This is a genomic window from Microbacterium sp. BR1, assembly GCF_002812725.1.
GTDB lineage: Bacteria > Actinomycetota > Actinomycetes > Actinomycetales > Microbacteriaceae > Microbacterium.
In genome coordinates, this window is record NZ_NMUN01000010.1 from 434,907 (window position 1) to 460,656 (window position 25,750).

Sequence of the window (25,750 nt, forward strand, 5' to 3'; positions counted from 1 at the left end):
GTTTGCCGTGAGCCTCGAGCCAGCGCGGGGCCGCGCCGCGACCGAAACATCTCGGCAACACGGCCGGGGCTAGGCTCGGGGCATGGGAGACCTTTTCGACGGCTACGGCTCGACTCTTGCGCCGCGGAAGACAGCCGAGGGCCTTCCCGCCTATGACGAGATGTTCGGCGGACCGGAGCATCCGGGTGCCCTCGCCGAGTCTCGCCAGGCGTATCGCGAGCTCTATCAGGCGCTCGCGCGGATGACCCAGGAAGAGCTGCGCGGACGCACCGATTCGCTCGCGAGCTCGTACCTTGCACAGGGGGTGACGTTCGACTTCGCGGGTGAGGAGCGCCCGTTCCCCCTCGATGCGGTTCCGCGCATCATCGACTTCGACGAGTGGTCGCATGTCGAGGCCGGCATCAAGCAGCGCGTTCGCGCCCTCGAGGCGTTCCTGGACGACGCGTATGGACGGCAGAACTGCGTGCGCGACGGGGTGATCCCCGCGCAGCTCATCGCGTCGTCACAGTACTTCTATCGGCAGGCCCACGACATCCATGCCGCCAACGGCGTACGCATCCAGGTTTCGGGAATCGATCTGATCCGCGACGAGCACGGCCAGATGCGCGTGCTCGAAGACAACGTTCGCGTGCCGAGCGGCGTCAGCTACGTCATCTCGAACCGTCGGGTCATGGCGCAGACGCTTCCGGAACTCTTCGTCTCGATGCGGGTTCGCCCCGTCGGTGACTATCCGAACAAGCTGCTCGCCGCACTGCGTGCTTCCGCCCCGCCCGGGATCGACGAGCCGAACGTCGTCGTCCTCACGCCCGGCGTCTACAACTCGGCGTACTTCGAGCACACGCTGCTCGCCCGCCTGATGGGTGTCGAGCTCGTCGAGGGTCGCGACCTGCTGTGCGCCGGCGGCAAGGTCTTCATGCGCACGACCCGCGGTCCCCGCCGGGTCGACGTCATCTACCGCCGCGTCGACGACGACTTCCTCGACCCCCTGCAGTTCCGGGCCGACTCGATGCTGGGCGCCCCCGGGCTGATGCTCGCGGCGCGCCTGGGCAACGTCACGATCGCGAACGCGGTCGGCAACGGCGTCGCCGACGACAAGCTGCTCTATACGTACACGCCGGACCTGATCCGCTACTACCTCTCGGAAGAGCCGATCCTGCCGATCGTCGACACCTGGCGGCTGGAAGACCCGGGTGCCCTCGAAGAGGTCCTCGATCGTCTGCCCGAGCTCGTCGTGAAGCCGGTCGACGGCTCCGGCGGCAAGGGGCTGGTCGTGGGTCCGGATGCCTCGCGCGCAGAACTCGATCAGCTGCGCAAACGCCTGATCGCCGACCCGCGCGGCTGGATCGCGCAGCCGGTCATGATGCTCTCGACCATCCCCACTCTCGTGGAGGACGGGATGCGACCGCGTCACGCCGACCTGCGCCCCTTCGCCGTCAACGACGGCGACGACATCTGGGTGCTGCCGGGAGGGCTCACGCGGGTCGCCCTGCCGGAGGGTCAACTCGTGGTCAACTCCAGCCAGGGCGGCGGCTCGAAGGACACCTGGATCGTCGGCGGTTCCGCCCCGACGCACGTCGAGTACGGGCAGGGGCACGGCATGGCCGGGCTCGTGGCCGACCAGGCGGCGACCGTCACCGAGTCGATCTCGATCATCTACGCCGAGGACGGCGACGAGGAGCAGTCCGAGGTGACCCATTCGCCGCAGGACCGTCCGCGCAGCCGCGTCGAACAGCAGGAGCAGCAACAACAGGGCGAGGACGGTGCCTCATGCTGAGCCGCATCGCGGAAAGTCTGTTCTGGATCGGCCGTTACATCGAGCGCAGCGACGGCACCGCCCGCATCCTCGACGTGCACCTGCAGCTTCTGCTCGAAGACCCGTGGATCGACGAAGAGACGGCCTGCCGCGCCATGCTCACGGTCATGGGTTCGACGGCGCCGGCAGCCGCCGAGAGCGTCCGCCGCGAAGACGTGCTTTCGCGGCTTGCGGTCGATCGGATGAACCCCGCGAGCATCGCCTATTCGCTCACCGCGGCTCGGGAGAATGCCCGTCGTGCCCGCGAGATCGTCTCGACCGAGCTCTGGGAGGTCCTGAACACCACGAGCGCCCGGATGCCTCGCCGCCTGCAGACCGACAAGGTGCACGAGTTCTTCCAGTGGGTGCGCGAGCGTGCGGCCCTCGCGACAGGCATCGTCGATTCTTCGACGAGCCGAGACGAGTCGTGGCAGTTCTTCACCCTCGGGCGAAGCATCGAGCGCGCCGACATGACGGCACGTCTGCTCGCGACGCGGTCGCTGACCGAGGCATCCGGTCCGTCGTGGACGACGATCCTGCGATCGTGCGGCGCCTACGAGGCGTATCTGCGGACGTACCGCGGCATGCCGAGTGCGAAGAACGCCGCCGAATTCCTTCTGCTCGACCGCCTGTTCCCGCGATCGATCATTTACTCCATCCAGCGTGCCGAGGATTGCATGAGCGCCATCGACCCCCGCGAAGACCGCGTCGGTCACTCCAACAGTGTGCTGCGCGCACTGGGACAGATCCGCAACGACCTCGAATACCGCCCGATCGGCGAGATCCTCGGGGAGCTGCCCCGGCACATGGATCGCGTCCAACGCGTCACGCGCGAAGCCTCCGAGGCGATCCGCGCCCGGTTCTTCCCGACGCAGGCCGAGCCGAGCTGGATCGGGGAGATCTCGTGAAGCGCCTCAGGATCGAGCACGCCACGGGTTTCTCGTATCCGGGGGACGTCTCGGCGTCGTACAACGAGGCACGGATGCTTCCCGGGACGACCGACAGCCAGTTCGTGCTGAGCTCGTCGCTCGACATCGAGCCCTCGACATCCGTCAACACCTACGTCGACTACTTCGGCACGCGCGTCAGCGCTTTCGATGTGCTCTCGCCCCACGCGAACCTGCAGATCACGGCCCGCAGTCTGGTGGAGGTGCGACCGCGGCCCATCGAGCACAGCGGCATCACCTGGGAGCGGCTCGCGGTGGAGGCGGCGCGGTCGATCGAGACGGTCGAGCAGCTAACGCAGACGAATCGCACGATGCCACACCCGGATGTCGCCGAGATCGCGCAGACGATCGCGTCGCGGCACGACGATCCGGGGCGTGCGGCCCACGACATCGTCGTCGCGATCGGCGACGCCGTCGAATACATGTCCGGGGTCACCGGCGTGCACTCCACGGCCGTCGAAGCCTGGGAGGCCCGCAAGGGCGTGTGTCAGGACATGGCGCACATCGCGCTCGGCGCGCTGCGTTCGGTCGGCATCCCCGCCCGCTACGTCTCGGGTTATCTGCACCCCAAGCCCAACGCCGAGGTCGGTGTGGCCGTGACCGGCGAGTCGCACGCCTGGGTCGAATGGTTCGCGGGGGAGTGGCAGGGATTCGACCCGACGAACAACATCGAGATCGGTGACCGTCACGTGCTGGTGGGACGGGGGCGCGACTACAACGACGTGCCGCCGTTGCGCGGTGTGTACGCCGGCCCGTTCAAGAGTCAGCTGTTCGTTCGCGTGACGATCACCCGCGAGGCCTGAGTCTCCGACTCAGTGGTCGCGGAGCGCGCGAATCAGCTCGTTCTTTCTCTTGCTCGAGTACCCGGACAGGCCGAGCTCTTTCGCGCGCTTCTTCAGCTGGGGCACCGTCCAGTCGTCGTAGCTTCCTGCCTGGCCGCCCTTGCCGCCGACGTTCGACCGGCCCGCTTTCGTGCCGCCAGCGGCGTTGGAGATGCGTGCGGCTTTCTCTTTCGAGGCGCCGTCCTCACGGAGCGCCTCGTACATCTCGGGATCCTTCAGCCGGGAGTCCTTATCGCGCGGCATGACCATCTCCTTTACGTGTCGCGGATTCTCGTAAGACGATCACGAAATCACGTCGCCCAGGCGCGGTGAAGGCACTTGACAAGGCCCGATCGACACGTCGGGTGCGAATCGATGGTGATGCGGAATGCGTCAGGCCTGAATCGGGTTCGCCGCCGTCACGACCGAGATGGGCCGTGTCTGGTCCATCTCGAGGCCGAAGCGGCGCGTGCGATGGCGGTGCAGCCGACCGGAGGCGAGGAGCCAGATCACGCCGATGACGAAGGCGGCGAGCCCCGCGGCGGAGCCGACCAGGATCGCCGAGCGTGGACCGAATTCGGCAGCGACCAACCCGACGATGGGGGCGCCGATCGGGGTACCGCCCATGATCACCGCGAGATAGAGGGCCATGACCCGTCCGCGCAGGCTCGGGTCGGTCGTCGTCTGCACGTAGCCGTTGGCGGTCGTCAGCATCGTGACGATCGACACCCCGACGAGGACCTGCGTCGCCGCGTACGTCCAATACGTCGGCATCAGAACGGATGTCGCGGATGCCAGGGCGAATCCCAGCGTCGCCAGCACGACGACCCTCAGCCGGGCGCGATCGCGCCGCGCAGCCAGCAGAGCGCCCACGACCGATCCGATCGCCAGGATCGACGAGAGCAGCCCGAAACCGTCCGCTCCCTGCCTGAACTCGAGCGCCATCGTCGATGCGAAGATCGGGAAGTTCATGCCGAAGGCGCCGACGAGTAAGACCATGACGAACACGATGACGAGATCCGGACGTTTGCGCACGTAGCGGAATCCGTCGGCAAGCCGCGTTCCCGCGTGCGAGACGGCGCGCGGGACGAGCTCGCTCGGACGGATCAGCAGAAGGGCCATCACGGTCGCGAGGAACGTTCCGGCATTGACGAGGAAGACCCATCCCGTGCCGATCGCGACGATCATGACGCCGGCCACAGCGGGGCCGATCAGGCGGGCGCCGTTGAACGATGCCGCATTCAGGGCGACGGCGTTGGATGCGTTCTCGCGCGAGACGAGATCGGTCACGAACGTCTGCCTGGCCGGATTGTCGAAGGCCATGACGACGCCGAGCGCGAGGGCGAAGGCGTACATCAGCGGCAGTGTCATCGCGCCGACGAGCAGCAGCACGCCGAGCGCGATCGCCAGCATGAGCAGGATGCTCTGGGTGAGCATCAGCAGATGCCTGCGCTCGAAGCGGTCGGCGACCCAGCCCGTCACGCTCACCAGCAGCAGCGGCGGGCCGAACTGCAGCGCCATCGTGATGCCGACAGCGGCGGCATCGTTGTCGGTCAGCTGCGTCAGAACGACCCAGTTCTGGGCCGTGGACTGCATCCAGGCGCCCACGTTCGACACCATCGCGCCGATGAACCAGACCCGGTAGTTGAATACCGAGAAGGAGCGAAACATGGCGCTCATCGGTCGGCGATCCGTGCCAGCAGCCCGGCGGCTTGGGCGAGAGTCACCCGCTCGGCGGGGGTGAATTCCGACAGAGCAGCCTCGAGCCAAGCGTCGCGCAGGCGCGCGGTCTCGGTGACGACGTCGCGCCCCGCATCGCTCAGGGCGATGTTCACCTTGCGCCGATCCGTGTCGTCGGGTGTGCGGGTGATGTATCCCCACTCCTCCAGGCAGTTGACCGTGCGATTCATGGAGGGCGCCGAGACGCGCTCGCGCTCGGCGAGTTCGCTCAGGGTGTGCGGGCCCTTGAGCCGGAGCCAGCCGAGTACGGCGATCTGCCCGTCGCTCATCGTGTCGACGGCGCGTTCGGCGCGGAGGCGACGCGAGAACCGTAGGACGGCCATCCGCAGGTTCGACGCCTGTTCGTCGAGACCGGGCGTGGCGGCGGATGCGGCGGCGGATGCGGCGACATCGGTTCCGGTAGACACGATCGTTAGTCTAGCTCATTACCTTTGCTAACGAAATGGGCCACGGATGCGTCCCACGCTTCAGCCTGTCGCGACAGCGTCCCCCTCGGCCCGGTCGAGCTCTTCGGGCTTGCGGCCGGAGCCGAGGGCCAGAGTCGCGACCAGACCCACGGCGAGGAATCCCGCCGCCGTGAAGGCCGCCAGGCGTGTGCCATCCGAGAACGCCTCACGCGCAGCGTCCTGATACGGCGCCGTCTCGGGGTTCTGGCCCAGTCCGGCGATCGCACCACCCGCCGAGTCGACGACGGCACTCACCAGCTGATCGCGTGCGGCGGCGGGCACTCCGGCGTCATCGAGCTTGGCGCCCAAGATCCCTGCCGTGCTCGTGAAGAGCACCGTTCCGAGGATCGCGATTCCGAGCGCCGAACCGACCTGCCGCGCCGTGGACTGCGTGCCCGAACCCTGCCCGGACAGGGCCACGGGTACGTCCTGCAGGATGACGCCGGTCAGCTGCGCCGTCGCCAATCCCACCCCGAAGCCGTAGACGAACAGAGCGGGGAGCAACCATCCCCACGCGGCATCGGGGGCGATGATCACGGCCGCCCAGGCAACACCGATGAGCTCGGCGAGGATGCCGACCCGCACGACGACGACCGGGCGGATGCGCCCCGAGGTCGACGCCGCGACCCCGCTGGCGACGAACGACCCGACCGCGAGCGCGAGCAGCACGAGCCCCGTCTGGAGCGCGTCGAAGCCGAGGACGAACTGCAGCCACAGCGGAAGCGAGAGGATCAGCCCGAACTCGCCCAGTGCGATCACGAGCGCAGCGATATTGCCGTTGCGGAACGATCCGATGCGGAAGAGCGAGAGCTCCAGGAGAGAGGCACGATCGTGACGTCGCCGATAGCGGCTCCAGAGCAGGAACGCGACGAGCGCGAGCGCGGCGACCAGGAAGGCAACCGGCACGGGAGACAGTGGGCCCGGTCAGGTCCACCCCGCGATCGAGAACGGTCGATCGCTCGACCACCACCCGTAGGTGCGCCCCTCGATCAGACCGAAGACGAGTGGGCCGAACAGCAGCACCGACAGGGCGGCCCCCACGATATCGAGCCCACGACGCACCGGCTCGCGTGACTCCTCGATCGTCAGGAAGACGCCGACCAGGATGATGAGCCCCAAGGGAACGTTGATGCCGAAGGCCCAGCGCCACGAGAACGCCGTGGTGAGCCAGCCGCCGAGCAGCGGGCCGAGCGCGGCCATCCCCCCGATCGTGGACCCCCACACCGCGAACGCGATGCCGCGCTCGCGGCCGCGGAAGGTGGCGTTGATGAGCGACAGAGTCGTCGGCAGGATCATCGCGCCGCCGATGCCCTGCACCAGGCGAGCCAGGATCAGCAGGCGTCCGTCGGGGGCGAGGGCCGCGAAGACGGATGCGAGGGCGAAGATCACGACGCCGATCAGCATGAGGCGGCGTCGACCGACGCGGTCGGCGAGGCTGCCGAACAACAGCAGGAGGGAGGCGAAGACGAGCGTGTACGCCTCTTGTACCCACTGCACCTCGGTCGAACTGATCTTCAATTCGTCGACGATCGAAGGCACGGCCACGTTGACGATCGTCGAGTCGACGATGATCAGCGAGACCGCGAGGCTGATGAATACGAGTCCTACCCAGCGGCGGTTGGAACGGTCGATCATGGGGGCGCTTTCTCGCGGGAACGGCGTGACTCTACACCCGGGTGTGCGGGTGCTTCCGCCAGTAGAGTCGACGACATGCCGGAGTACACCGACGACCACGGCGTTGCGATCGTCTACGACGTTCACCCCGCGATGACCGCCCCCCGCGCCGTCGTGCAGTTGCTCCACGGCGTGGGTGAGCACGCGGGTCGCTACGGCGCCCTGATCGCGCAACTCACCGCGAACGGTTACACCGTTTACGCCGACGACCACCGTGGTCACGGGCGCACGGGACTTCGCCAACACGGCGACCCGGCCCACCTCGGTCGGCTGGGTCGTGGCGGCATGCCCGCGGCTGTCGCCGCACTGCGGCAGTTCACCGAGCTGATCCGCACCGAGAATCCGGACCTTCCGCTCGTGCTCCTCGGACATTCCTGGGGATCGTTTCTCGCCCAGATGCTCGTCAACGACGACCCCGAGGCTTACGACGCTGTCGTGCTGACGGGCACTGCGCTGCGGTGGCCGGGGTCGCTGAACGCGGGAGCGCTCAACGCGCCGTGGAAGGGCCCGGATGCGACGGGCCGCGAATGGCTGTCGTCCGACCCCGCCGTAGGCGAGGCCTTCGGCGCCGACCCCCTCACGACAGACCGGCCCCTGCTCGCGTTGTTCGGCCCGATCGACGCCGCGCGCCTGTTCGGTCGGCCCCGAAAGGGCCTGCGCGGGCGACGCGCGTCCGACCTCCCGGTGCTGATCATGGTCGGGCGTGAGGACACGGTCGGGGGCGCGACCTCCGCGCACCGGCTGGCCCGTGCCTATCGCGAGCGCAGCGGGTTCGATGACATCACGACGCTCGTCTACCCGGGTGCGCGGCACGAGGTTTTCAACGAGGTGCGGCAGGCCGACGTGCGCGCCGATCTGCTGGCCTGGCTCGACGCGCGCTTCGCGGTCCGCGACTGACGGGGTGTTTCGGCTCGAGCCCGCAGACCTCGTTCGACGACCGGGGGAGCCGCACGCCTAGTCTGGATCCATGCACGGCGAATACAAGGTTCCGGGCGGCAAGCTCGTCGTCGTCGATCTCGAGGTCCGCAACGGCCTGATTTCTGATTTTCACCTGGCCGGTGACTTCTTCCTCGAACCCGACACGGCGCTCGAAGCCATCGACGCCGCGGTGCGAGGCCTGCCCGAGACCGCGGATGCCACGACGATCGCGGCGGCGGTGCGCGCGGCGCTTCCCCCCGAGACGCAGATGCTCGGATTCACGCCCGAGGCCGTCGGCACGGCCGTGCGCCGCGCGCTGGTGGTCGCGCCCGGCTGGAGCGACTTCGACTGGGAGGTCTTGCACGAGACCGCCGTCTCTCCGCGCATGAACCTCGCGCTCGACGAAGTGCTCACGGCCCGCGTCGGCGAAGGGCGGCGACGGCCCAGCCTCCGCATCTGGGAGTGGAACGAGTCCGCCGTCGTCATCGGCTCGTTCCAGTCGCTGCGCAACGAGGTCGATCCCGAGGGCGCGGCGCGCCACGGGTTCGATGTCGTCCGTCGCATCTCGGGCGGTGGCGCGATGATGATGGCCGCGGGTCAGATCATCACGTACTCGCTCTACGTTCCGGCCGCCCTCGTCTCGGGCATGACCTTTGCCGACTCCTACGCCTTCCTCGACGACTGGGCGCTGCAGGCGCTCCGCTCGCTCGGCATCGACGCGACGTATCAACCCCTGAATGACATCGCCAGCCCGACGGGGAAGATCGGTGGCGCGGCCCAGAAGCGCCTCGCGAACGGCGGGGTGCTGCACCACGCGACGCTCAGCTATGACATCGACGGCGAGATGATGACCGAGGTGCTGCGTATCGGTCGCGAGAAACTGAGCGACAAGGGCACGGTCTCGGCGGCGAAGCGCGTCGATCCTCTGCGCCGCCAGACGGGGCTCCCGCGCGAGGCGGTCATCGACCGCTTCGTCGAGACGTTCACACGCCTCTATGGCGCCGAGTCGGGACATATCACCCCCGAGGAATATGCCGAGGCGGAGGCGCTGGTGGAGTCCAAGTTCGCAACGGACGCCTGGCTGCGTCGGGTTCCGTGAGCGGTGCGGAGGCCGAAGCATCCGTCACCGTCGTCCACGACGACAACCTGGCGGCCATGGCCGGGATGCCGGATGCCTCGTTCACACTCGTCTACCTCGACCCGCCGTTCAACACGGGCCGGGTGCAGGGTCGGGCCGTGCACACGTCTCGTCGATCCTCGTCCGACAGCGCCGTTCCGGCGGACGGTGGACCCGTCTTCCGGGGGTTCCACGGCCGCGACTACGAACGTGTCGTGGGCCTGCTGCGCTCGTACGACGACCGCTTCGTCGACTACTGGGACTTCCTCGTGCCCCGCCTCGCCGAGGCCTGGCGCCTGCTCGCGGCGGACGGCACGCTCTATCTGCACCTCGACTACCGTGAGGCGCATTACGCCAAGGTCGCGCTCGACGCCCTCTTCGGGCGCGACTGCTTCTTGAACGAGATCATCTGGGCCTACGACTACGGGGCGAAGTCGCGCAGCCGGTGGCCCACCAAGCACGACACGATCCTGGTCTACGTCAAGGACCCGGCGAACTACGTCTTCGACTCCGACGCGGTCGACCGCGAGCCGTACATGGCTCCGGGACTGGTGACACCCGAGAAGGCCGCGCGCGGGAAGCTGCCGACGGATGTCTGGTGGCACACCATCGTGCCCACGACGGGGCGTGAGAAGACCGGCTACCCGACTCAGAAACCCGAGGGGATCCTGCGCCGGATCGTCGCGGCCTCGACCCGGCCCGGGGACGCCGTGCTCGATCCGTTCGCGGGCAGCGGCACGACGGGCGCCGTCGCCCAGGCCCTCGGCCGGCGCGCGGTGCTCATCGACCACAATCCCGACGCGATCGAGGTGATGGCGAACCGGATGCCGCGGGCGAATGTCCGTCGTCAGCCCAGGGCGGCCACCGAGGCGTAGGCGTCCACCACGACGTCCGGCGCGGCACTCCCGACGTCGAAGATCCGCGTCGGCCCGCGTCGGCCCTCGGGTGCCGGCGCCCAGCCCGGGCTGCCGTCGCGGACGAACGCAACGGCCGAGCCATGCATGGCATCGGCAAGCGCGCGCGGGGGAGCGTCGCCCGCGATGGCGGTCACGCGCGGCGCATCGAGGACGTCGAACACGAACGGCACGTCGAGGCAGTGCATGGCGATGCCGTGCGTGGGAGAGGCCCACGAGAGTCGGTACAGCCACGTCGGTGCGGTCGACGCATCCGTTCCTCGCGCCCCGGTGCTGTCGACCCCGGCTGCGCGCGCATCGGCAACCCGCGCGACGCCCGCGCGGAACGTATGGTCGCTCACGTACCGACCGACGAGCCTGCCGGTGCCGCGCCGACGGACCGCGCGATTGTCGGTGAGGTAGGCGGAGGCCACGCGGCGCGGCGCGCCGAGAGCCGCCAGCGCCAGGCGTGCGGGAACGAAGCGGAGGATCTTCGATCCCATCGTGATCATCGTGAACTCGTCGTCGTTCGCGCCGACGACGAGGCTCTTGTCGGCGCCGACGCCCGCGCGCAACGACTCGAGCGTCGGACGAAGGATCAGCTCTCCGTCGATGACCGGACCGAGCCCGACTCCGTCGCGCAACAGCGCCCGCACGACCGCGAGTCCCTTGGTGTTCGGCTCCTGTACCGCGCCCTCTTGCATCGCGACGATCCGATCGGGGTCCACGGAGGCGAAGCCGCCCCGTTCGGCCGTGACGTCGAGGTGGTCGGCGAGGCGCCCGCCGATCGCGCGGGCGCGATCCGCCGCGATGTCCCCCAGTGCGGGGGACGAACACCACACCTGTTGGAACAGGTGTTGCGCCGCAGGCATCCCGAGGAGCGTCAGCACCGCCCCACCTCCGGCCGACTGTCCGGCGATCGTGACGCGGTCCGGGTCGCCGCCGAAGAAGCCGATGTTCTCGCGCACCCACTCGAGCGCCGCGATCCAGTCCCGCACGGCCCTGTTCTGCGGTGCCCCGTCGATCCACCCGAACCCGTCGAAGCCCAGGCGATACGACAGGGTCACCGTCACGACGCCGTCGCGGGCGAACGCGGCGCCATCGAACCAGGGGCTGGCAGGCGAGCCCGTCGTGTAACCGCCGCCGTGGATCCAGACCCACACGGGAAGACCCGAGCCGGGGTCGGCGGCGGGAGTGAAGACGTTCACATTGAGGGTCGCGTCACCGGGGACGGGAGGCTCGGGGATCAGGGTCGTATCGCCGAAGTCGCGGCGCAGCGGCGTCGGACCGTTCGTCGAGGCATCCCGGATGCCATTCCACGGGCGTGGCGGGACCGGAGACGCGAAACGCCGGTCACCGACGGGCGGTTCGGCGTAGGGGATGCCGAGATAGGCCTCGCCCCCGCGGTGCCAGATGCCGCGCACCGGTCCCTGCAGCGTCCGAGTCTCGGGAGCAGACGAGCTCACCGCGCCGTCACCGGCCGGGGGTCGAGCGCGGCGAAGAGGGCTTCGATCGTGCCCGCCATGTCGAGGTCCGGTTCGAGCAGCCAATGGGTTTGCAGACCGTCGGCGAGGGCGTGGACGATCGTCGCGAGGCTCGCGGCGGGGACGGTGTCGACGATCCGGCCCTCGGCCTGCAGCTCCGAGATCGCGGGGGCGAGGAGTTCGCCCACGTAGCGCCTCCGATCGATGAAGAACTCGTGCGCGGCGTGCTCGGGCGTTGCGGCGTCCACGGAGAGGTGCGCGAACAGCTGGACCAGGCCCGGCACGCCGGCATTGCGGCGGATGATGTCGAGAAACGAAGCGAACACGGCGTCGGCGCGGCCATCCTCGGCGGAGCGCGTCGCGCTCCCCCCGGTGCCCTCGTCGTCACCCGCGAGGGCGGGTGCGCCCCGAAGGGTCGCGAACCTCTCGCCGTCGAGCTCGTCGCGTTTGCGGAGGATCGCCGTGTAGAGCTCTTCCTTGCTGCCGAAGTAGTGCAGCAGGCCCGCTTGGCTCAGGCCCGCAGCACCTGCCAGCTCGCGTACCGACGTGCGGCGAAGGCCCTCTCGGGCGATGACCTCGAGGGCCGTGGTGAGGATCTCCTCGCGCTTGGCGACGCCCTTCGCGTAGGCGCCTCGTCGGTTCATGGGTAGAGCGTAGACCCGATGCCTTGCACCGAGGGTCCACGTACTTCTGTGCGCCGCGCACCTCGGCCGCTCGCGACTCGACGATCAGCCGCCGAGTGCTGCCGCGACGACCGCGCGGGCCTCTTCCTGGACCTCGGCGAGGTGCTCGGGGCCGCGGAGCGATTCGGCGTAGAGCTTGTAGACGTCCTCGGTGCCTGAGGGGCGAGCGGCGAACCAGGCGTGCTCGGTCTGCACCTTCAGTCCGCCGATGGCCGCGCCGTTGCCCGGGGCGTGCGAGAGCTTCGCGGTGATCGGCTCGCCCGCGAGTTCGGTCGCCGTGACGGCGTCGGGGGAGAGCTTCGCGAGCGTCGCCTTCTGCGCGGGCGTCGCGGGTGCGTCGACACGCTGGTACGCGGATGCCCCGAACTCCGCCTCGAGCTCGGCGTAACGCTGCGACGGGGTCTTGCCGGTGACGGCGAGGATCTCGGCCGCCAGCAGGGCGAGCAGGATGCCGTCCTTGTCGGTCGTCCAGACGGACCCGTCGGTCCGCAGGAACGACGCCCCCGCTGATTCCTCGCCACCGAACGCGACCGAGCCGTCGAGCAGCCCGGGCACGAACCACTTGAAGCCGACCGGCACCTCGAGCAGGCGACGGCCGAGCGATTCGGTGACCCGGTCGATGATCATCGACGACACGAGCGTCTTGCCCACCGCGGCGTCCGCCGACCAGCCCGGGCGGTGCGAGAAGAGGTAGTCGATCGCGACCGCGAGGTAGTGGTTGGGGTTCATCAGCCCGGCGTCGGGCGTGACGATGCCGTGCCGGTCGGCGTCCGCGTCGTTCCCCGTGAGGATGTCGTACTCGTGCCGACGCGCGACGAGCGCCGCCATGGCGTTCGGTGACGACGGATCCATCCGGATCTTCTCGTCCCAGTCGAGCGTCATGAACTTCCACGTCGGGTCGACGTCGGGGTTCACGACCGTCAGGTCGATCCCGTACACCTCGGCGATCAGCGCCCAGTACTCCACCGACGCCCCGCCCAGGGGGTCGGCGCCGATGCGGACGCCCGCGGTGCGGATGGCGTCGATGTCGATGATGTTCGCGAGGTCCCGCACGTACGCGTCGCGGAAGTCGTAGCGACCGAGAGCGTCGATGTCGATGTCGGCGTGACGGATGCGCGCGACGCCCTCGAGACCGGCCGTGATGAGCGCGTTGGCGCGGTCGGCGATCCACGACGTCGCGTCGGTGTCGGCGGGGCCGCCGTGCGGGGGGTTGTACTTGAAGCCGCCGTCGCGGGGCGGGTTGTGGCTCGGGGTGACCACGATGCCGTCCGAGCGGGCCGGGTCATCCGCGGCCTTTCCGTGGTTGTAGGCGAGGATCGCGTGGCTGAGGGCCGGGGTCGGCACCCACGAGTCGCGGCCATCGACGCGCACGTCGACGCCGTTCGCGACGAGCACCTCGATCGCGGTCCGCTCGGCGGGCAGCGAGAGCCCGTGCGTGTCGCGTCCGAGGAAGAGGGGGCCCGCGATCCCCTGCGACGTGCGATAGTCGACGATCGCCTGGGTCGTGGCCAGGATGTGGTCTTCGTTGAAGCTCGTCGACAGCGACGAGCCGCGGTGGCCGCTCGTGCCGAACGCGACGCGTTGCTCGGGGATCGACACATCCGGCTTCAGGTCGTAGTAGGCGGCGATCAATGCGTCGACGTCGATCAGGTCGGATGCTTCGGCTGGCTGTCCTGCGCGGCTCATCGTCCTAGTCTGCCTCGCCGGGGCGCTCGACGACACTTCCTCGTGGACGGCTGGCGGTGGCATCTGTCGGCCATGTGAGTGAACTCTCATCTTTCGCGCTCGGTCTTGGCGTGATTTCGGTGCTTTTCGGGCGTCGGATGTCGGTGGTCGTCCGTAGAGTTTCGAACATGCATTCGAGTACATGTCTCGCATCCGGTGAGGATGTCGATGTTGCCGCGCGTGATCTGGCGGTGCGGTTCGCGGAGGCTTCCCGGACGGTGGCGCGGGCGCAAGCCGCACAGGCGCGGGTGTTGGCGGATGCGGCGGACCTCGGGATGCGGCGGGTTGCCGAGTTGGTGTCGGTCTCGTCGCGTGAGGCGGAGTTGCCGGTGCGGGCGTTGGCGGCGGAGTTGGGTGTCGCGGCGAACATGTCCGACCGGACGGTGCAACGCCGCATGAACGACGCCGCGACCCTTGCCGAGGCGTTTCCCTCGACGTTCGACGCGTGGGACGCAGGGCGCGTCAGTGCCGGACATGTCGCGGTGATCATGGAACACGGACTCCCCCTTGCCGATGCCGAGGCGCGGTCGGAGTTCGAGGCTGCAGCGTTGGCCCGGGCAGAGGGAACGACACCGGGGCGGCTCGGGTAGACGTTGGCGCGATTGGCGGAGTCGTTGCAGCCGCGGACGTTGGCGGAGCGGCACCGGGAAGCGCGCGCGGGTCGGGGTGCGTGTGTGCGGGACATCGGGGACGGGATGGCGGAGTTCAGCACCATCCAACCCGCCGTCCTCGCGCATGCGATGCACGACCGGATCACGCAACAAGCTAAGGCGATCAAGAACGCCGACCCGGCCGACGCCCGGACCCTGGATCAGATTCGTGCCGACCTCGTCGCGGACATGCTGCTCACCACCACACCGACCGTCGAAACCGGTGCCGGACTCTCAGACGGCTTCGGCGGGTTGGGTGCGATCCGCGCGATCGTGAACGTCACCGTCCCCGCCCTCGCTCTGGCCGGGGTGACGGATGAGCCCGCGGAGCTGGCCGGGCGGTGCCCGATCGACCCCGCCACCGCCCGGCAGCTCGCGGGGCACGCGACGGGGTGGGAACGGGTCCTGGCCGACCCGATCACCGGGTGCGTTCTCGCGGTCGACCGATACACCCCGTCGGCGGACATGAAACGGTTCCTGCGCGCACGGGATCAGCACTGCCGGTTCCCCGGGTGCCGGCAACCCGCCCACCGGTGCGACCGCGACCACACCCTCGACTACGCATTGGGTGGGCCTACGGATGCCTGCAACCTGGCGTGCCTCTGCAAGAGACACCACACCCTGAAAGGCGAAACGGGCTGGACCGTCCGCCAACTCGGCGGCGGAATCCTCGAATGGACGTCGCCGGGTGGGCACGTCTACATCGACAAACCACCCCCCGCCGTCCACTTCACGCCGAGCACCGACCCACCACCCTTCTAGGCATGGGGCGCTGCGCCCGCACGCCCAGCCACGGAGCCACCGGTCACTGAACCACCGGTCACTGAACCACCCAAACGGGCCGCGCACCCGCGGGACTAGGCTGAGTGCTCGTGACAGCCGCCTTCGAACCCGCCGCCGAACCCGTCCGCCGCACCTACAGCTATCTCGGACCGGCTGGCACGTTCACCGAGGCGGCGCTCGCGCAGGTCCCCGAGGCCCGCGGTCACCAGTGGGTTCCGGTGCGCAACGTCGGCGAGGCGCTCGCGGACGTCGTCGAGGGCCGGTCGGATGCGGCGATGATCGCGATCGAGAACTCCATCGACGGCGGCGTCTCGACGACGCAGGATGCCCTCGCGACCGTGCCCGGTCTGCGGATCATCGGCGAGTACCTCGTCCCGGTGAACTTCGTGCTCGTCGCCCGCCCGGGGACGAAGCTGGCCGACGTGTCGCTCGTGGCGGCGCATCCGGTGGCCTATGGGCAGTGCCTGCAGTGGTTGACGCGAGAATTGCCCGCCCACTCGCACATCCCCGCCGCGAGCAATGTCGCGAGCGCCGTCGGACTCCTCGATGGCACGAGCGAGGCGGATGCCGCGATCGCCCCACCGACGATCACCGAGCATCACGACCTCGAAGTACTGGCCGAGAACATCGGCGACAACCCCAACGCCGTGACGCGGTTCGTCCTCGTCGGGCGGACGGTCGCTCCGACCCCGCCGACGGGTGCCGACAAGACCTCGCTGATCGTGGAACTGCCGAAGGACTACCCGGGCGCGCTGCTCGAGCTTCTCGAGCAGTTCGCGACCCGCGGCATCAACCTCAGCCTGCTGGCATCGCGTCCGATCGGCGACGCCCTCGGCCGCTATCGATTCGTGATCGACGCCGACGGACACATCCAGGACGAGCGGATGGCCGATGCGCTGCTCGGGCTTCGGCGCTTCAGCCCCCAGGTGATCTTCCTCGGGTCGTACCCGCGCGCGGATCGCGTGGTCGTGCGCTACCCCGACCGCTACTCGGACGAGATCTTCGTCGAGGCTCGCGATTGGCTGCGCGGGCTGCTGAGCGGCGAACCCGGGCTCTGATCACCGCAGGCGCGCCGCCATCGCGCCATCGGTAACGCCGACCCTCGGGCAACTGCTGACGGTGCGTCAGGGGGTCGGCGTGAGCAGGCTCTCGGCAACGAGCTCGAGCGTCTGCGCGCGGCCCTCGGATGCCTCGAGCGCCTCGGAGTCATATGCGCCCGCGACGGGCGACAGCATGACCTCGTCGACACCGTGCTTCGCGGCGAAGGACGCGACAGCGGATGCCACGTCCGCACCGGTCCCGATCACCCAGCGCGAGCGCGCGGCATCCATGAACGACACGGCCAGGCCGTCCGAGAGTCCGCCCGTGCCATCGCGTTGTGCGGCCTCGGCCTGCTCGACCGTCTCGAGCGGGGTGAGTGGCTTGTTCGTTCGCAGCCGCGCCATCATTCGCAGTTGCGGCAGGGCCCGCGCGTCCGCCTCTTCTGCGGTCGGCGCGGCGACGGCGTTGATCGTGAGCAGCGTGCGGGGCTCGGGGTGCGCCTCGGTGGGGCGGTACTGGTCGCGGTAGAGCGACAGCGCGCGTTCGAGGCCCTCACCCGAGAAGTGGTTGGCGAACACGTACGGCATGCCGAGTGAGGCCGCCAGTTGCGCCGAGTAGTCGCTCGAACCGAGCAGCCACACCTCGGGAACACCGGACGCCGCGGGTGTCGCGTGGACGGTGTATTCGCCCCCGCTCGTGAACCGCAGGGTCGCGCCCTCGGGCGATGACAGGGCCAGGATGTCGCGGATGTGGTCGGGGAATCGATCGACGTCACTCGTCGCGCCCGATTGCCGCAGCAGCTGGGTGATGACGGGGTCACTGCCGGGGGCGCGACCGATCCCGAGATCGATGCGGCCGGGGGCGATGGCCTCGAGCGCCGCGAACTGCTCGGCGACGATCAGGGGCGCGTGGTTCGGCAGCATGACGCCGCCCGAGCCCACACGGATGCGGTGGGTGCGTGAGGCCGCGGCCGCGATCAGAACGGGTGGGGTCGTCGAGGCGACCGCCGGCATGTTGTGGTGCTCGGCGAACCAATACCGTCGGTAACCCAGACGGTCGGCGTGAAGCGCCAGGTCGAGGGATGCGGCGATCGCCTGCGCGCTGTTCTGGCCCGCGCGAACGGGGATCAGGTCGAGGACCGAGAGTGCGGGAGCTGCGTGAGAAGTCATCAGGTGGGTCAACCACGACAGCGGGGTCCGGCATTCCCGCGTCAGCCGCGACGCATCCGCTCGTACGCGTCGAGTGCGGCTTTGCGCGTCTCCCCGAGGTCGACGATCGGCTCGGGTGCCCCGCCGCGCCCGTACTCGGGTGCCCACCGGCCGATGTACTCGCCCTGCGGGTCGAACTTCTTCGCCTGCAATTCGGGGTTGAAGACTCGGAAGTAGGGCGCGGCGTCGGCGCCGGAGCCCGCCACCCACTGCCAGTTGAAAGGGTTGCTGGCGCCGTCCGCGTCGACCAGCGTGTCCCAGAACCACTCTTCGCCGTGCCGCCAGTCGATCAGCAGGTTCTTGATGAGGAACGAGGCGGTCACCATGCTCACCCGGTTGTGCATGATGCCGGTGTGCCAGAGCTCTTTCATGCCAGCGTCCACCAGGGCGATGCCCGTGCGTCCGCGCTGCCAGGCTTCCAGGGCGGTCGGCTTCAGCCGTGGCCACGGAAAGTCGTCGAACTCGCGGCGCAGGTTGACGGTGGCGAGATCCGGATTGTGGAACAGCACGTGCGCGGCGAACTCGCGCCATCCGATCTCGGACAGGAATCGCTGCGCCGCGACGGCTCGCGGACCGCCGGCGCCGTCGCCGCCCTGCACATCGGCGACGGTGGCATGCCACACCTCGTGGGGGCTGATCTCGCCCCAGCGCAGGCGCGGCGAGAGGCCGGATGTCACGCCCGCGGCGGGCTCGTCTCGTGCTCGGTCGTAGTCGTCGAGGTCGTCGCGCAAGAACTCCCGCAACCGCGCGCGTGCGGCGGGCTCGCCCGGCACCCACGTCTCACGCAGGCCCGCCGCCCAGTCGGGATGGGTGGGGAGCAGCGCCCAGCCTTCGAGCGCATCGCTGGCGATATCGGTCGTTCCGGTGAGCTCGTGTGGGGCCGGCATCGGCGTGCGCGGCGCGGGCAGGTTGCGGCACGCGCGCCAGAACGGCGTGAAGACCGAGTAGGGCTGCCCCGCGCCGGTGCGAACGGTCCACGGCTCGAACAGCAACGAGGCCCCGAACGACTCCACGATCACACCGTTGTCGCGCAGCCCGGCCTTGAGCGTCGAATCGACGCTGCGCTCGGCGCCGCCGTAACGCCGGTTCCAGAACACGGCGCCGGCCGAGGCATCCGTCACCGCTCGTCGCACCTCGTCTTCGGCTGTTCCGCGGCGCAGAACCAGTTGGACGCCCAGCTCGCGCAGGCGCTCGCCGAGCGAGGTCAGGCTGCCGTGCAGCCACCAGCGTGCGGCGCCGCCGAGGGGACGGATGCCGGCAGACACCTCATCCAGGACGTACAGGGCGACGACGGGCCCGCCGCGCTCCATCGCCGCGCGCAGCGCGGGGTTGTCGGCGACCCGCAGGTCGTCGCGGAACCAGACGAGTGATGCGGACGACATCGTCAGAAGTTCGAGGTGTCGTGGCCGCGGGGGACCACGACGCTCAGGCCGCCCTGCTCGATCGTGCACCGGATGCGTACGGCCTCGCCGAGTTCGTCGCCGTCGAGTTCGATCGGCTGGGCGGGTGAGGTCGCGAGCTCGATGCCCTCACCCTGCAGGAACCGCACGGAGCTGTTGCGGCCTCGGCGCTCGAGCACCCGGCGGCCGGCGCGGAAGCGGCGCAGGACACTGTTGTCCCACCAGACCTTGCGCCAGACGCCGAGCCATCCGAGCCATCCGGAGGGCTGGATGACCGCGACATCCAGCAGTCCGTCGACGACCGAGGCCTCGGGGATGAGGGCGATGCCCGCGGGGAGCGCCCCGCAGTTCGCGAACAGCACGCTCTGCACCTTCGCGGCGTGCAGGCGACCGCTCTCCATCTGGTACATCACGCGGAAGGGCTTCGCCGTGGCGAGCGACCGGGCCGCTCCGTCGACGTACGCGACCCAGCCGACGGTCTTCTTCAGCTGCGAGTTGGTGTTCGCGATCATGGCCGCGTCGAGGCCGATGCCGGCCATGACGACGAAGGCATGGCGCTCGCGGCTGCCGTCGGTGCGGCGGATGTCGGCGAATCCGATGTCGACGGGTTGCGTCGTCCCGGCGAAGGTGGCCGCGACCATGGGTTCGGAGTCCCCGAGCGGCAGGCCGAGATTGCGAGCGAGCAGATTGCCCGTGCCGCTCGGAACGATGGTGAGCGGGACGCCGGTGCCCGACATGGCCTCCGAGACGGCGCGCACCGTGCCGTCGCCGCCCGCGACCATCACGGCGTCGACCCCCTCGGCGAGTGCCTGGCGTGTGACATCGTCGCCCAGGTCGTCGACCGTCGTCTCGAAGAAGAGGGGCTCGGCCCAGTCGGCCTCGGCGGAGAGCCGGGTCACCTGGCTGCGCAGACGATTCTTGTCGACCTTGATGGGGTTGTAGACGAGCGCGGCGCGCTTCTTCGGCGACGGGTCGTCGGCGTCCATCGACGTCGTCTCGCCCTCGGGGGTTACCTGTCGCGCCTCACCGGTCTCACCGTCCGCCTTGTCGGGCGCGATGTCCTCGGGCTCGCGGATGACGTCGTCGGGCTTCGCCGCCTCGGCCGGGTCGGGGTTGTCTTCCGGGCCGTCGACGGGTTCCGATTCGTCGTCGAATCCCTTCGGCAATCCGTCGACGTCGTCGAGGCTCTCCGCGTCGCGTGGGACCGCGGGATTCACCGGTTCTTGGTCGGACGTTGCCGCGGCGTCGTCGGGGGGAGGAGAGGATGCCGCAGTCATGGTCCCACCCTAGGCTCAGCCGCCGTCGACCCGGGGATCATGCGGGAGGAGCGCAACTAGACTTGACGAATGATCGACCCCGTGCTTCTTCGTGATGCCCCCGACCTCGTCACCCGATCCCAGGTCGCCCGCGGGCACTCGCCCGAAACCGTGGAAGCCGCGCTCGTCGCGGACCGCGAACGTCGTGCCGCGATCACGACGTTCGAAGAGCTCCGCGCGGCGCAGAATGCGTTCGGTAAGGACGTCGCCAAGGCGCCGAAGGACGAGAAGGCCGCGCTCGTCGCCGAGGCCAAGGGTCTCGCCGACCGGGTCAAGCAGGCGCAGGCCGCTGTCGCCGTGGCGGAAGAAGCAGCGGATGCCGCCTTCGCGAAGATCGAGAACATCATCATCGACGGCGTGCCCGCCGGTGGCGAGGCCGACTTCGTCGAGATCCGCCGTGTCGGCGAGGTCCCGACCTTCGACTTCACACCCCGCGATCACCTCGAACTCGGCGAGAAGCTCGGCGCGATCGACATGGAGCGTGGGGCGAAGGTCTCGGGCGCGCGCTTCTACTTCTTGAAGGGCATCGGCGCGCGCCTCGAGATCGCGCTCATGAACCTGGCCCTCAACTCCGCCCTCGAGGCGGGATTCGTGCCCCTCATCACCCCGACGCTCGTGCGGCCCGAGATCATGCGCGGCACCGGGTTCCTCGGCGAGCACTCGGACGAGGTCTATCACCTGCCCGACGACGACCTGTACCTGACGGGCACGAGCGAGGTGGCGCTCGCCGGGTATCACAAGGACGAGATCCTCGATCTCGCCGACGGGCCGCTCCGTTACGCGGGATGGTCGACCTGTTACCGCCGGGAGGCGGGGTCGCACGGCAAGGACACCCGCGGCATCATCCGCGTCCACCAGTTCAACAAGCTCGAGATGTTCGTCTATACGACGCCCGAAGAGGCCGAGGCCGAGCACGAGCGGCTTCTCGGATGGCAGGAAGAGATGCTCGGCAAGCTCGGGCTCACGTACCGCGTGATCGACGTCGCGGCGGGAGATCTCGGGTCGTCCGCGGCACGCAAGTTCGACATCGAGGCGTGGATCCCGACTCAGGATGCGTATCGCGAGCTGACCTCGACGAGTAACTGCACGACGTACCAGTCGCGTCGCCTCGACATCCGTCACCGGCCCGACGGGGCGCGCACCCAGCCGGTCGCGACGCTGAACGGCACGCTCGCGACGACCCGCTGGATCGTTGCGCTGCTCGAGACGCACCAGCGCGCGGATGGTTCGGTGTGGGTGCCCGAGCCGCTCCGTCCGTACCTCGGCGGGCTCGAGGTCCTGGAGCCGATCGCGTGACGGAGGCTCCAGACGCGGGGGGCGCGAACGTCCGCGACCGCATCCCCGACACCGGCGAGGTCGAGGTCGTCGACCGCGATGAAGCCGCCGAGATCATCGAACACGTCGCCCAGGACTCGGCCGACCCGGAACTGACGACCCTTCCGCTGCTGATCGTGCTCGACATCGACGGCACGGTCCTGCTCGAGGACGAGACGCTCAGCCCGGGAATCGTCGAGGCCGTGGCCGATGCGCGCGCGGCGGGCAACGAGGTCATGCTCGCGACGGGGCGCAGCTGGGAAGGAACCCGAGGCATCCTGCGCGTTCTCGAACTCGATCCCGAGTATGTCGTCTGCTCGAACGGCGCGGTGATCCTGCAGCGCCGCGATGCCGGTCAGGTGCACTACGAGCGCGTTCACACCGAGACGTTCGACGCGACCGAGGTGCTGACGCTGCTGCGCGAGCACCTGCCCGACGCGAAGTACCTGGTCGAACTACCGGCCGGCGAGCGGTACTACACCGACTACCTCGAGGACTGGAACCTGCTCGCGGCACACCGTGTGCCGTTCGAGGAGCTCGCGAAGCATCCGGTCTGCCGCGTCGTCGTGGTCTCACCCGAGCATGCCGAGGGCGACTTCCTGCGCCTCGTCGACAAGATCGGACTCAACCAGGTGTCGTACGCGATCGGCTGGACCGCGTGGCTCGACATCGCGCCGCAGGGTGTCGACAAGGGCACGGCGCTCGAGCTGGTGCGCCGCTGGCTCGACATTCCCCCCGACCGTGTGCTCGTCATGGGCGACGGACGTAACGACGTCGGCATGTTCCGCTGGGCGCTCGAGAAGGGTGGCCGCGCGATCGCGATGGCGCAGGGGCCGCAAGAGGTTCGGGATGCGGCGGGTGAGATCACCCTGTCGGTGCAAGAGGGCGGCGTTTCGGAGATTCTCCGCCGCCTGTAGTGCGGTCGGTGGGCTGGCCCGGCGGGTTCGCCGCGCCGAGGCATCCGCTTTCAGGGCCTTGACAGCACTTCCTGCGAAAATAAGCCGCGACTGTCTGTCGAGTACACTCGGTGCCTGTCGACGAAGTGCCGAGGTGCTTCGCCGGGAGGGTTGTCCGAGCGGCCGATGGACCTGGTCTTGAAAACCAGTGGGCAGCAATGTCCCGTGGGTTCGAATCCCACACCCTCCGCACGAATATCCGGCGGACCCGACCGCCGAAAGGACGCGAGTGAGCGAGACGACCAAGGACGCCAGGCGCCGCAAGACCGTCGCGCGTCACGGCATCCTCTCGTCCCCGAGCATCGGCGGACAGATCGCGCGTTTCGTCGCGGTCGCGCTCGCCGTGGTGCTCGTCAGCGGCCTCGGTGTCGTGGGCTACACGACATACACCGCGGTTGCGGATTTCTCGGAGAGCGCGGTAGAACTCGAGGGGCAGGAGTCGGTTCCCCCCGACATCGGCGAGATCGAGGGTGGCGTCAACCTCTTCGTGGCGGGAACGGATGCCTGTGAGCCCGAGTACGCGGCCTATTTCGGTGAGCGGTGCACCGGCGCTGACGCGGGTGGCGAGCTCAATGACGTCAACATGCTCGTCCATATCTCCGACGAGCCCCGCCGCGTCACGGTGATCAGCTTTCCGCGCGACCTGATGATCCCGATCCCCGAGTGCACCGACCCCGACACGGGTCGCACGACGTCGGCGATGACGAAGCAGCCGCTCAACTCGACGTTCTCGTACGGCGGGCTCTCGTGCGCCGTTAAGACGATCTCGGAGCTCACGGGCCAGAACATCCCGTTCGCGGCATCCGTCACCTGGGGTGGGGTCATCGAGATCACGAACGCGATCGGCGGCGTCGAGGTCTGCATCGCCAATGGCATCAAGGACTATCACACGGGTCTCGACCTGCCCGCGGGAAACGTCTCGTTGCAGGGGCTCGAGGCGCTGCAGTTCCTGCGCACGCGTCACGGCGTCGGCAACGGCGGCGACCTCGGCCGCATCAGCAACCAGCAGCAGTACATGTCGAAGCTCGCGCGCAAGCTCGTCAGCGAGCAGGTGCTGTCGAACCCGGCCACGCTGTTCGGACTCGCCACGACGGCGCTGTCCAACATCACCCCCAGTCAGACTTTGCGGAACCCGTTGACGCTCACGCAGATCGCGCTCGCGGTGAAGAACGTCCCGTTCGACGAGATCGTCTTCATTCAGTACCCCGTCAACGGAGACCCCTCCGACTCGAACAAGGTCGTCCCCAACTACGCCGCGGCCGACGCGCTGTGGGCCGCGCTCGAGACCAACCGCCCGCTGCAGCTGACGGGCAAGGCGAGCCAGGGCGACGGCGTCATCGTCGAGACTCCCTCGCCGACCGAGCCGGTCGCCCCCACCGACGCCGCGACCTCCGGCGCTCCGGTCGCACCCGCCGAAGAGGCCGTGGCGCTCCCTTCCGCCATCACCGGATCGACCGCGGCGCAGGACACGTGCTCGAATGGAAACGGCTGACCCGATCGCAGCGTCCCTCGCTTCGTGGCGAGGGTGCTTATCGGGTTAGTATTGCGGAGTGCATTCGCGACGTTCGCGTCGGAATGCCTGGAGACGTCGCATAGTCCGGCCTAGTGCACCACCCTGCTAAGGTGGAGTCCCCTTACGGGGACCGAGGGTTCAAATCCCTCCGTCTCCGCCACAGAATTCTGCGACATAGTGGCGTATTCACGCGGGTCTCAGGATCGTTGCTCGGGTGCTTCGTCCTCATTCGAGAACAAATTGAGAACACCCGAACGGGACGCAGCTGCATCCAACGCGATCGAAACCGAGTCAAGGTCGTCGTCGAAGAGATCGCTGTACACGTCGAGTGTCATCGCCGCGGACGCGTGTCCGAGCATTCTTTGGATGGTCTTGACGTGCGCGCCGGATTGAACCGCGAGCGATGCGGCAGTGTGACGCAGGTCGTGTGGAGTCATGAGGGCCAAGTTCGCTTCCTTCAGGGCGACCTTGAACCAAGATCGCGATCCTTCGCTAGCCCGAGTGCGGCGCATGTAGCCGCCATCCCGGCCCGCGAAGACGAGCGCGTCGCCGTCAAGGCGCGAGGTATGAAGGCGGAGGTGTTCCAAGACGAAGCGCGGCACAGGCACGGCGCGGCTTTTGTGTGACTTCGGTGTTCCCAGATGCACCCTGTTGCCTACTTCCACTGCGTTGTCTTCGATCCGAAGACGCCCGCGTTCGAAGTCAATGTGGCGGACGCGCAGCCCTGTAGCTTCCGCCCATCTGATGCCTGTGTAGGCGAGGACCAGCACAAGCAGCCTGTGACTGCCTGATGCCCGTGCGAGGGCGGCAACCTGCTCGTGGGACAGATACCGGTGGGTGCGCTTCTTCTTCCGGGGTAGTGGGATGTCGCCCACGCGTGCTGGGTTCAGCGAGATGCGTTTGTCGTGTACGGCATCGTCCAGGATGCCTGCAAGCACACCGAAAGTCCGGATAGTGACCGTGGCGCCGACCTGCTTGCTGAGCTTGCCGACCCAGTCTTTGATGTCCGAGTGTCGGATGTCGGACAAAGCCCAACGACCCCACGTGGGTTGAACACGTAGGCGCCATGCCGTCTCGACGGGTGCGAACGAAGACGGCTTCATAGAAGCACGTTTGCTTTCGACCCACCCTGGGCCGAGCGTGTTGATCGTGACGCGTGCCGCTTTCGGATCGATGAACTCGCCGCGCGCCCGGCTGGACTCGACGTCAGCGAGCCAGAGTTCCGCATCTCGCTTGCGGCTGAACCCTCGTTTGGCGCCGTTGCTGCCATCCGGCTTGCGGTACCGGACGAGATACCGGCGGCCTTTCGCGGAGTCGTATGAGTGGACG

At 68.6% G+C, this 25,750-nt stretch carries 22 protein-coding genes, 2 tRNA genes and 1 pseudogene; 14 read left to right on the forward strand and 11 right to left on the reverse strand.

Annotation, left to right across the window (positions count from 1 at the left end; all coding sequences use genetic code 11):
• Positions 1 to 82: 82 nt before the first annotated feature.
• The 3 genes from CGU35_RS17855 to CGU35_RS17865 are packed head-to-tail and all read left to right on the forward strand — an operon-like array spanning position 83 to position 3,542.
• Complete coding sequence (locus CGU35_RS17855) at positions 83 to 1,774, forward strand: circularly permuted type 2 ATP-grasp protein (RefSeq protein ID WP_100812788.1); 1,692 nt, start codon at positions 83 to 85, stop codon at positions 1,772 to 1,774.
• Positions 1,768 to 2,700, forward strand: a complete 933-nt coding sequence (locus tag CGU35_RS17860; RefSeq protein WP_100812789.1) for an alpha-E domain-containing protein — start codon at positions 1,768 to 1,770, stop codon at positions 2,698 to 2,700. The genes CGU35_RS17855 and CGU35_RS17860 overlap by 7 nt, the downstream gene beginning before the upstream one ends.
• Positions 2,697 to 3,542, forward strand: a complete 846-nt coding sequence (locus CGU35_RS17865) for a transglutaminase family protein (protein ID WP_100812790.1) — start codon at positions 2,697 to 2,699, stop codon at positions 3,540 to 3,542. The genes CGU35_RS17860 and CGU35_RS17865 overlap by 4 nt, the downstream gene beginning before the upstream one ends.
• A 9-nt stretch (positions 3,543 to 3,551) precedes the next feature.
• On the opposite strand, the gene CGU35_RS17870 is transcribed toward CGU35_RS17865, so the two are convergent.
• From CGU35_RS17870 to CGU35_RS17885, 4 genes and pseudogenes are all read right to left on the reverse strand, one after another.
• Positions 3,552 to 3,824 carry a DUF7218 family protein gene (locus CGU35_RS17870; protein WP_100812867.1) on the reverse strand — a complete coding sequence of 91 codons (273 nt, stop codon included), beginning with the start codon at positions 3,822 to 3,824 and terminating at the stop codon, positions 3,552 to 3,554.
• A gap of 129 nt (positions 3,825 to 3,953) precedes the next feature.
• Positions 3,954 to 5,240, reverse strand: coding sequence for an MFS transporter (locus CGU35_RS17875; protein ID WP_100812791.1), 1,287 nt, complete (start codon positions 5,238 to 5,240; stop codon positions 3,954 to 3,956).
• Positions 5,237 to 5,623 (reverse strand): MarR family winged helix-turn-helix transcriptional regulator, encoded by a 387-nt coding sequence (locus CGU35_RS17880; protein WP_100812868.1) that lies wholly within the window; start codon positions 5,621 to 5,623, stop codon positions 5,237 to 5,239. Before CGU35_RS17880 ends, CGU35_RS17875 begins: the two co-directional genes overlap by 4 nt.
• Before the next feature lie 144 nt (positions 5,624 to 5,767).
• Positions 5,768 to 7,381 (reverse strand): annotated as a pseudogene (locus CGU35_RS17885) (DHA2 family efflux MFS transporter permease subunit).
• A 75-nt stretch (positions 7,382 to 7,456) separates the two neighbouring features.
• On the opposite strand from CGU35_RS17885, the gene CGU35_RS17890 reads away from it, so the two are divergent.
• The 3 genes from CGU35_RS17890 (at position 7,457) to CGU35_RS17900 (ending at position 10,330) form a co-directional block, all read left to right on the forward strand.
• Positions 7,457 to 8,317, forward strand: a complete 861-nt coding sequence (locus CGU35_RS17890) for an alpha/beta fold hydrolase (protein WP_100812792.1) — start codon at positions 7,457 to 7,459, stop codon at positions 8,315 to 8,317.
• 70 nt (positions 8,318 to 8,387) lie between these two features.
• Entirely contained in the window at positions 8,388 to 9,437 is a 1,050-nt protein-coding gene (locus tag CGU35_RS17895; RefSeq protein ID WP_100812793.1) for a lipoyl protein ligase domain-containing protein, read from the forward strand.
• Positions 9,438 to 9,493: 56 nt separating this feature from the next.
• Complete coding sequence (locus CGU35_RS17900) at positions 9,494 to 10,330, forward strand: DNA-methyltransferase (protein WP_100812869.1); 837 nt, start codon at positions 9,494 to 9,496, stop codon at positions 10,328 to 10,330.
• On the opposite strand, the gene CGU35_RS17905 is transcribed toward CGU35_RS17900, so the two are convergent.
• From CGU35_RS17905 to pgm, 3 genes are all read right to left on the reverse strand, one after another.
• Positions 10,303 to 11,814 (reverse strand): carboxylesterase/lipase family protein, encoded by a 1,512-nt coding sequence (locus CGU35_RS17905; protein ID WP_100812794.1) that lies wholly within the window; start codon positions 11,812 to 11,814, stop codon positions 10,303 to 10,305. The two genes, CGU35_RS17900 and CGU35_RS17905, sit on opposite strands and share 28 nt — an antisense overlap.
• Positions 11,811 to 12,476 carry a TetR/AcrR family transcriptional regulator gene (locus CGU35_RS17910; protein ID WP_100812795.1) on the reverse strand — a complete coding sequence of 222 codons (666 nt, stop codon included), beginning with the start codon at positions 12,474 to 12,476 and terminating at the stop codon, positions 11,811 to 11,813. The genes CGU35_RS17905 and CGU35_RS17910 overlap by 4 nt, the downstream gene beginning before the upstream one ends.
• A gap of 84 nt (positions 12,477 to 12,560) precedes the next feature.
• Positions 12,561 to 14,201 carry a phosphoglucomutase (alpha-D-glucose-1,6-bisphosphate-dependent) gene (pgm, locus tag CGU35_RS17915; RefSeq protein WP_100812796.1) on the reverse strand — a complete coding sequence of 547 codons (1,641 nt, stop codon included), beginning with the start codon at positions 14,199 to 14,201 and terminating at the stop codon, positions 12,561 to 12,563.
• Between the two features lie 167 nt (positions 14,202 to 14,368).
• Between pgm and CGU35_RS18875 the strand changes: the two genes are divergently transcribed.
• From CGU35_RS18875 to pheA, 3 genes are all read left to right on the forward strand, one after another.
• Positions 14,369 to 14,830: a DUF222 domain-containing protein gene (locus tag CGU35_RS18875; protein ID WP_146048077.1), complete on the forward strand. Its 462-nt coding sequence runs from the start codon at positions 14,369 to 14,371 to the stop codon at positions 14,828 to 14,830.
• A 24-nt stretch (positions 14,831 to 14,854) separates the two neighbouring features.
• Positions 14,855 to 15,652 (forward strand): DUF222 domain-containing protein, encoded by a 798-nt coding sequence (locus tag CGU35_RS18880; RefSeq protein ID WP_442923085.1) that lies wholly within the window; start codon positions 14,855 to 14,857, stop codon positions 15,650 to 15,652.
• Positions 15,653 to 15,762: 110 nt separating this feature from the next.
• Positions 15,763 to 16,731: a prephenate dehydratase gene (gene pheA, locus CGU35_RS17930; protein ID WP_100812870.1), complete on the forward strand. Its 969-nt coding sequence runs from the start codon at positions 15,763 to 15,765 to the stop codon at positions 16,729 to 16,731.
• Between the two features lie 66 nt (positions 16,732 to 16,797).
• Here pheA and CGU35_RS17935 read toward each other — a convergent pair whose 3' ends face one another.
• From CGU35_RS17935 to CGU35_RS17945, 3 genes are read right to left on the reverse strand one after another with little or no spacing between them, the layout of a single operon-like run.
• Positions 16,798 to 17,883, reverse strand: a complete 1,086-nt coding sequence (locus CGU35_RS17935) for an LLM class flavin-dependent oxidoreductase (RefSeq protein ID WP_100812799.1) — start codon at positions 17,881 to 17,883, stop codon at positions 16,798 to 16,800.
• A 41-nt stretch (positions 17,884 to 17,924) separates the two neighbouring features.
• Positions 17,925 to 19,304 carry a cryptochrome/photolyase family protein gene (locus CGU35_RS17940; protein ID WP_100812800.1) on the reverse strand — a complete coding sequence of 460 codons (1,380 nt, stop codon included), beginning with the start codon at positions 19,302 to 19,304 and terminating at the stop codon, positions 17,925 to 17,927.
• 2 nt (positions 19,305 to 19,306) lie between these two features.
• The gene (locus tag CGU35_RS17945) at positions 19,307 to 20,599 is read right to left on the reverse strand and encodes a diacylglycerol/lipid kinase family protein (RefSeq protein WP_100812801.1); all 1,293 of its coding nucleotides are present in this window, start codon (positions 20,597 to 20,599) and stop codon (positions 19,307 to 19,309) included.
• 69 nt (positions 20,600 to 20,668) lie between these two features.
• Here CGU35_RS17945 and serS point away from each other — a divergent pair, with 69 nt between their 5' ends.
• From serS to CGU35_RS17970, 5 genes are all read left to right on the forward strand, one after another.
• Entirely contained in the window at positions 20,669 to 21,934 is a 1,266-nt protein-coding gene (gene serS, locus CGU35_RS17950; RefSeq protein WP_100812802.1) for a serine--tRNA ligase, read from the forward strand.
• Entirely contained in the window at positions 21,931 to 22,869 is a 939-nt protein-coding gene (locus CGU35_RS17955; protein ID WP_100812803.1) for an HAD-IIB family hydrolase, read from the forward strand. The genes serS and CGU35_RS17955 overlap by 4 nt, the downstream gene beginning before the upstream one ends.
• A 144-nt stretch (positions 22,870 to 23,013) precedes the next feature.
• Positions 23,014 to 23,098: transfer RNA gene (locus CGU35_RS17960), tRNA-Ser, on the forward strand.
• 39 nt (positions 23,099 to 23,137) lie between these two features.
• Positions 23,138 to 24,400, forward strand: coding sequence for an LCP family protein (locus CGU35_RS17965; RefSeq protein WP_100812804.1), 1,263 nt, complete (start codon positions 23,138 to 23,140; stop codon positions 24,398 to 24,400).
• A gap of 89 nt (positions 24,401 to 24,489) precedes the next feature.
• Positions 24,490 to 24,581: transfer RNA gene (locus tag CGU35_RS17970), tRNA-Ser, on the forward strand.
• 37 nt (positions 24,582 to 24,618) lie between these two features.
• Here CGU35_RS17970 and CGU35_RS17975 read toward each other — a convergent pair.
• Positions 24,619 to 25,449, reverse strand: coding sequence for a tyrosine-type recombinase/integrase (locus tag CGU35_RS17975; protein ID WP_232711388.1), 831 nt, complete (start codon positions 25,447 to 25,449; stop codon positions 24,619 to 24,621).
• Positions 25,450 to 25,750 lie beyond the last annotated feature (301 nt).

Bases quoted from the DNA above. Each gene is read 5' to 3' on its own strand.
- CGU35_RS17875 (WP_100812791.1), bottom strand. From the start codon at position 5,240: ATGAGCGCCATGTTTCGCTCCTTCTCGGTATTCAACTACCGGGTCTGG.
- CGU35_RS17940 (WP_100812800.1), bottom strand. From the start codon at position 19,304: ATGTCGTCCGCATCACTCGTCTGGTTCCGCGACGACCTGCGGGTCGCC.
- CGU35_RS17870 (WP_100812867.1), bottom strand. From the start codon at position 3,824: ATGCCGCGCGATAAGGACTCCCGGCTGAAGGATCCCGAGATGTACGAG.
- CGU35_RS17900 (WP_100812869.1), top strand. From the start codon at position 9,494: ATGGCCGGGATGCCGGATGCCTCGTTCACACTCGTCTACCTCGACCCG.
- pgm (WP_100812796.1), bottom strand. From the start codon at position 14,201: ATGAGCCGCGCAGGACAGCCAGCCGAAGCATCCGACCTGATCGACGTC.
- CGU35_RS17910 (WP_100812795.1), bottom strand. From the start codon at position 12,476: ATGAACCGACGAGGCGCCTACGCGAAGGGCGTCGCCAAGCGCGAGGAG.
- CGU35_RS17935 (WP_100812799.1), bottom strand. From the start codon at position 17,883: ATGACTTCTCACGCAGCTCCCGCACTCTCGGTCCTCGACCTGATCCCC.
- CGU35_RS17895 (WP_100812793.1), top strand. From the start codon at position 8,388: ATGCACGGCGAATACAAGGTTCCGGGCGGCAAGCTCGTCGTCGTCGAT.
- CGU35_RS17890 (WP_100812792.1), top strand. From the start codon at position 7,457: ATGCCGGAGTACACCGACGACCACGGCGTTGCGATCGTCTACGACGTT.
- CGU35_RS18875 (WP_146048077.1), top strand. From the start codon at position 14,369: ATGCATTCGAGTACATGTCTCGCATCCGGTGAGGATGTCGATGTTGCC.
- serS (WP_100812802.1), top strand. From the start codon at position 20,669: ATGATCGACCCCGTGCTTCTTCGTGATGCCCCCGACCTCGTCACCCGA.
- CGU35_RS17860 (WP_100812789.1), top strand. From the start codon at position 1,768: ATGCTGAGCCGCATCGCGGAAAGTCTGTTCTGGATCGGCCGTTACATC.
- CGU35_RS17855 (WP_100812788.1), top strand. From the start codon at position 83: ATGGGAGACCTTTTCGACGGCTACGGCTCGACTCTTGCGCCGCGGAAG.
- CGU35_RS17945 (WP_100812801.1), bottom strand. From the start codon at position 20,599: ATGACTGCGGCATCCTCTCCTCCCCCCGACGACGCCGCGGCAACGTCC.
- CGU35_RS17880 (WP_100812868.1), bottom strand. From the start codon at position 5,623: ATGGCCGTCCTACGGTTCTCGCGTCGCCTCCGCGCCGAACGCGCCGTC.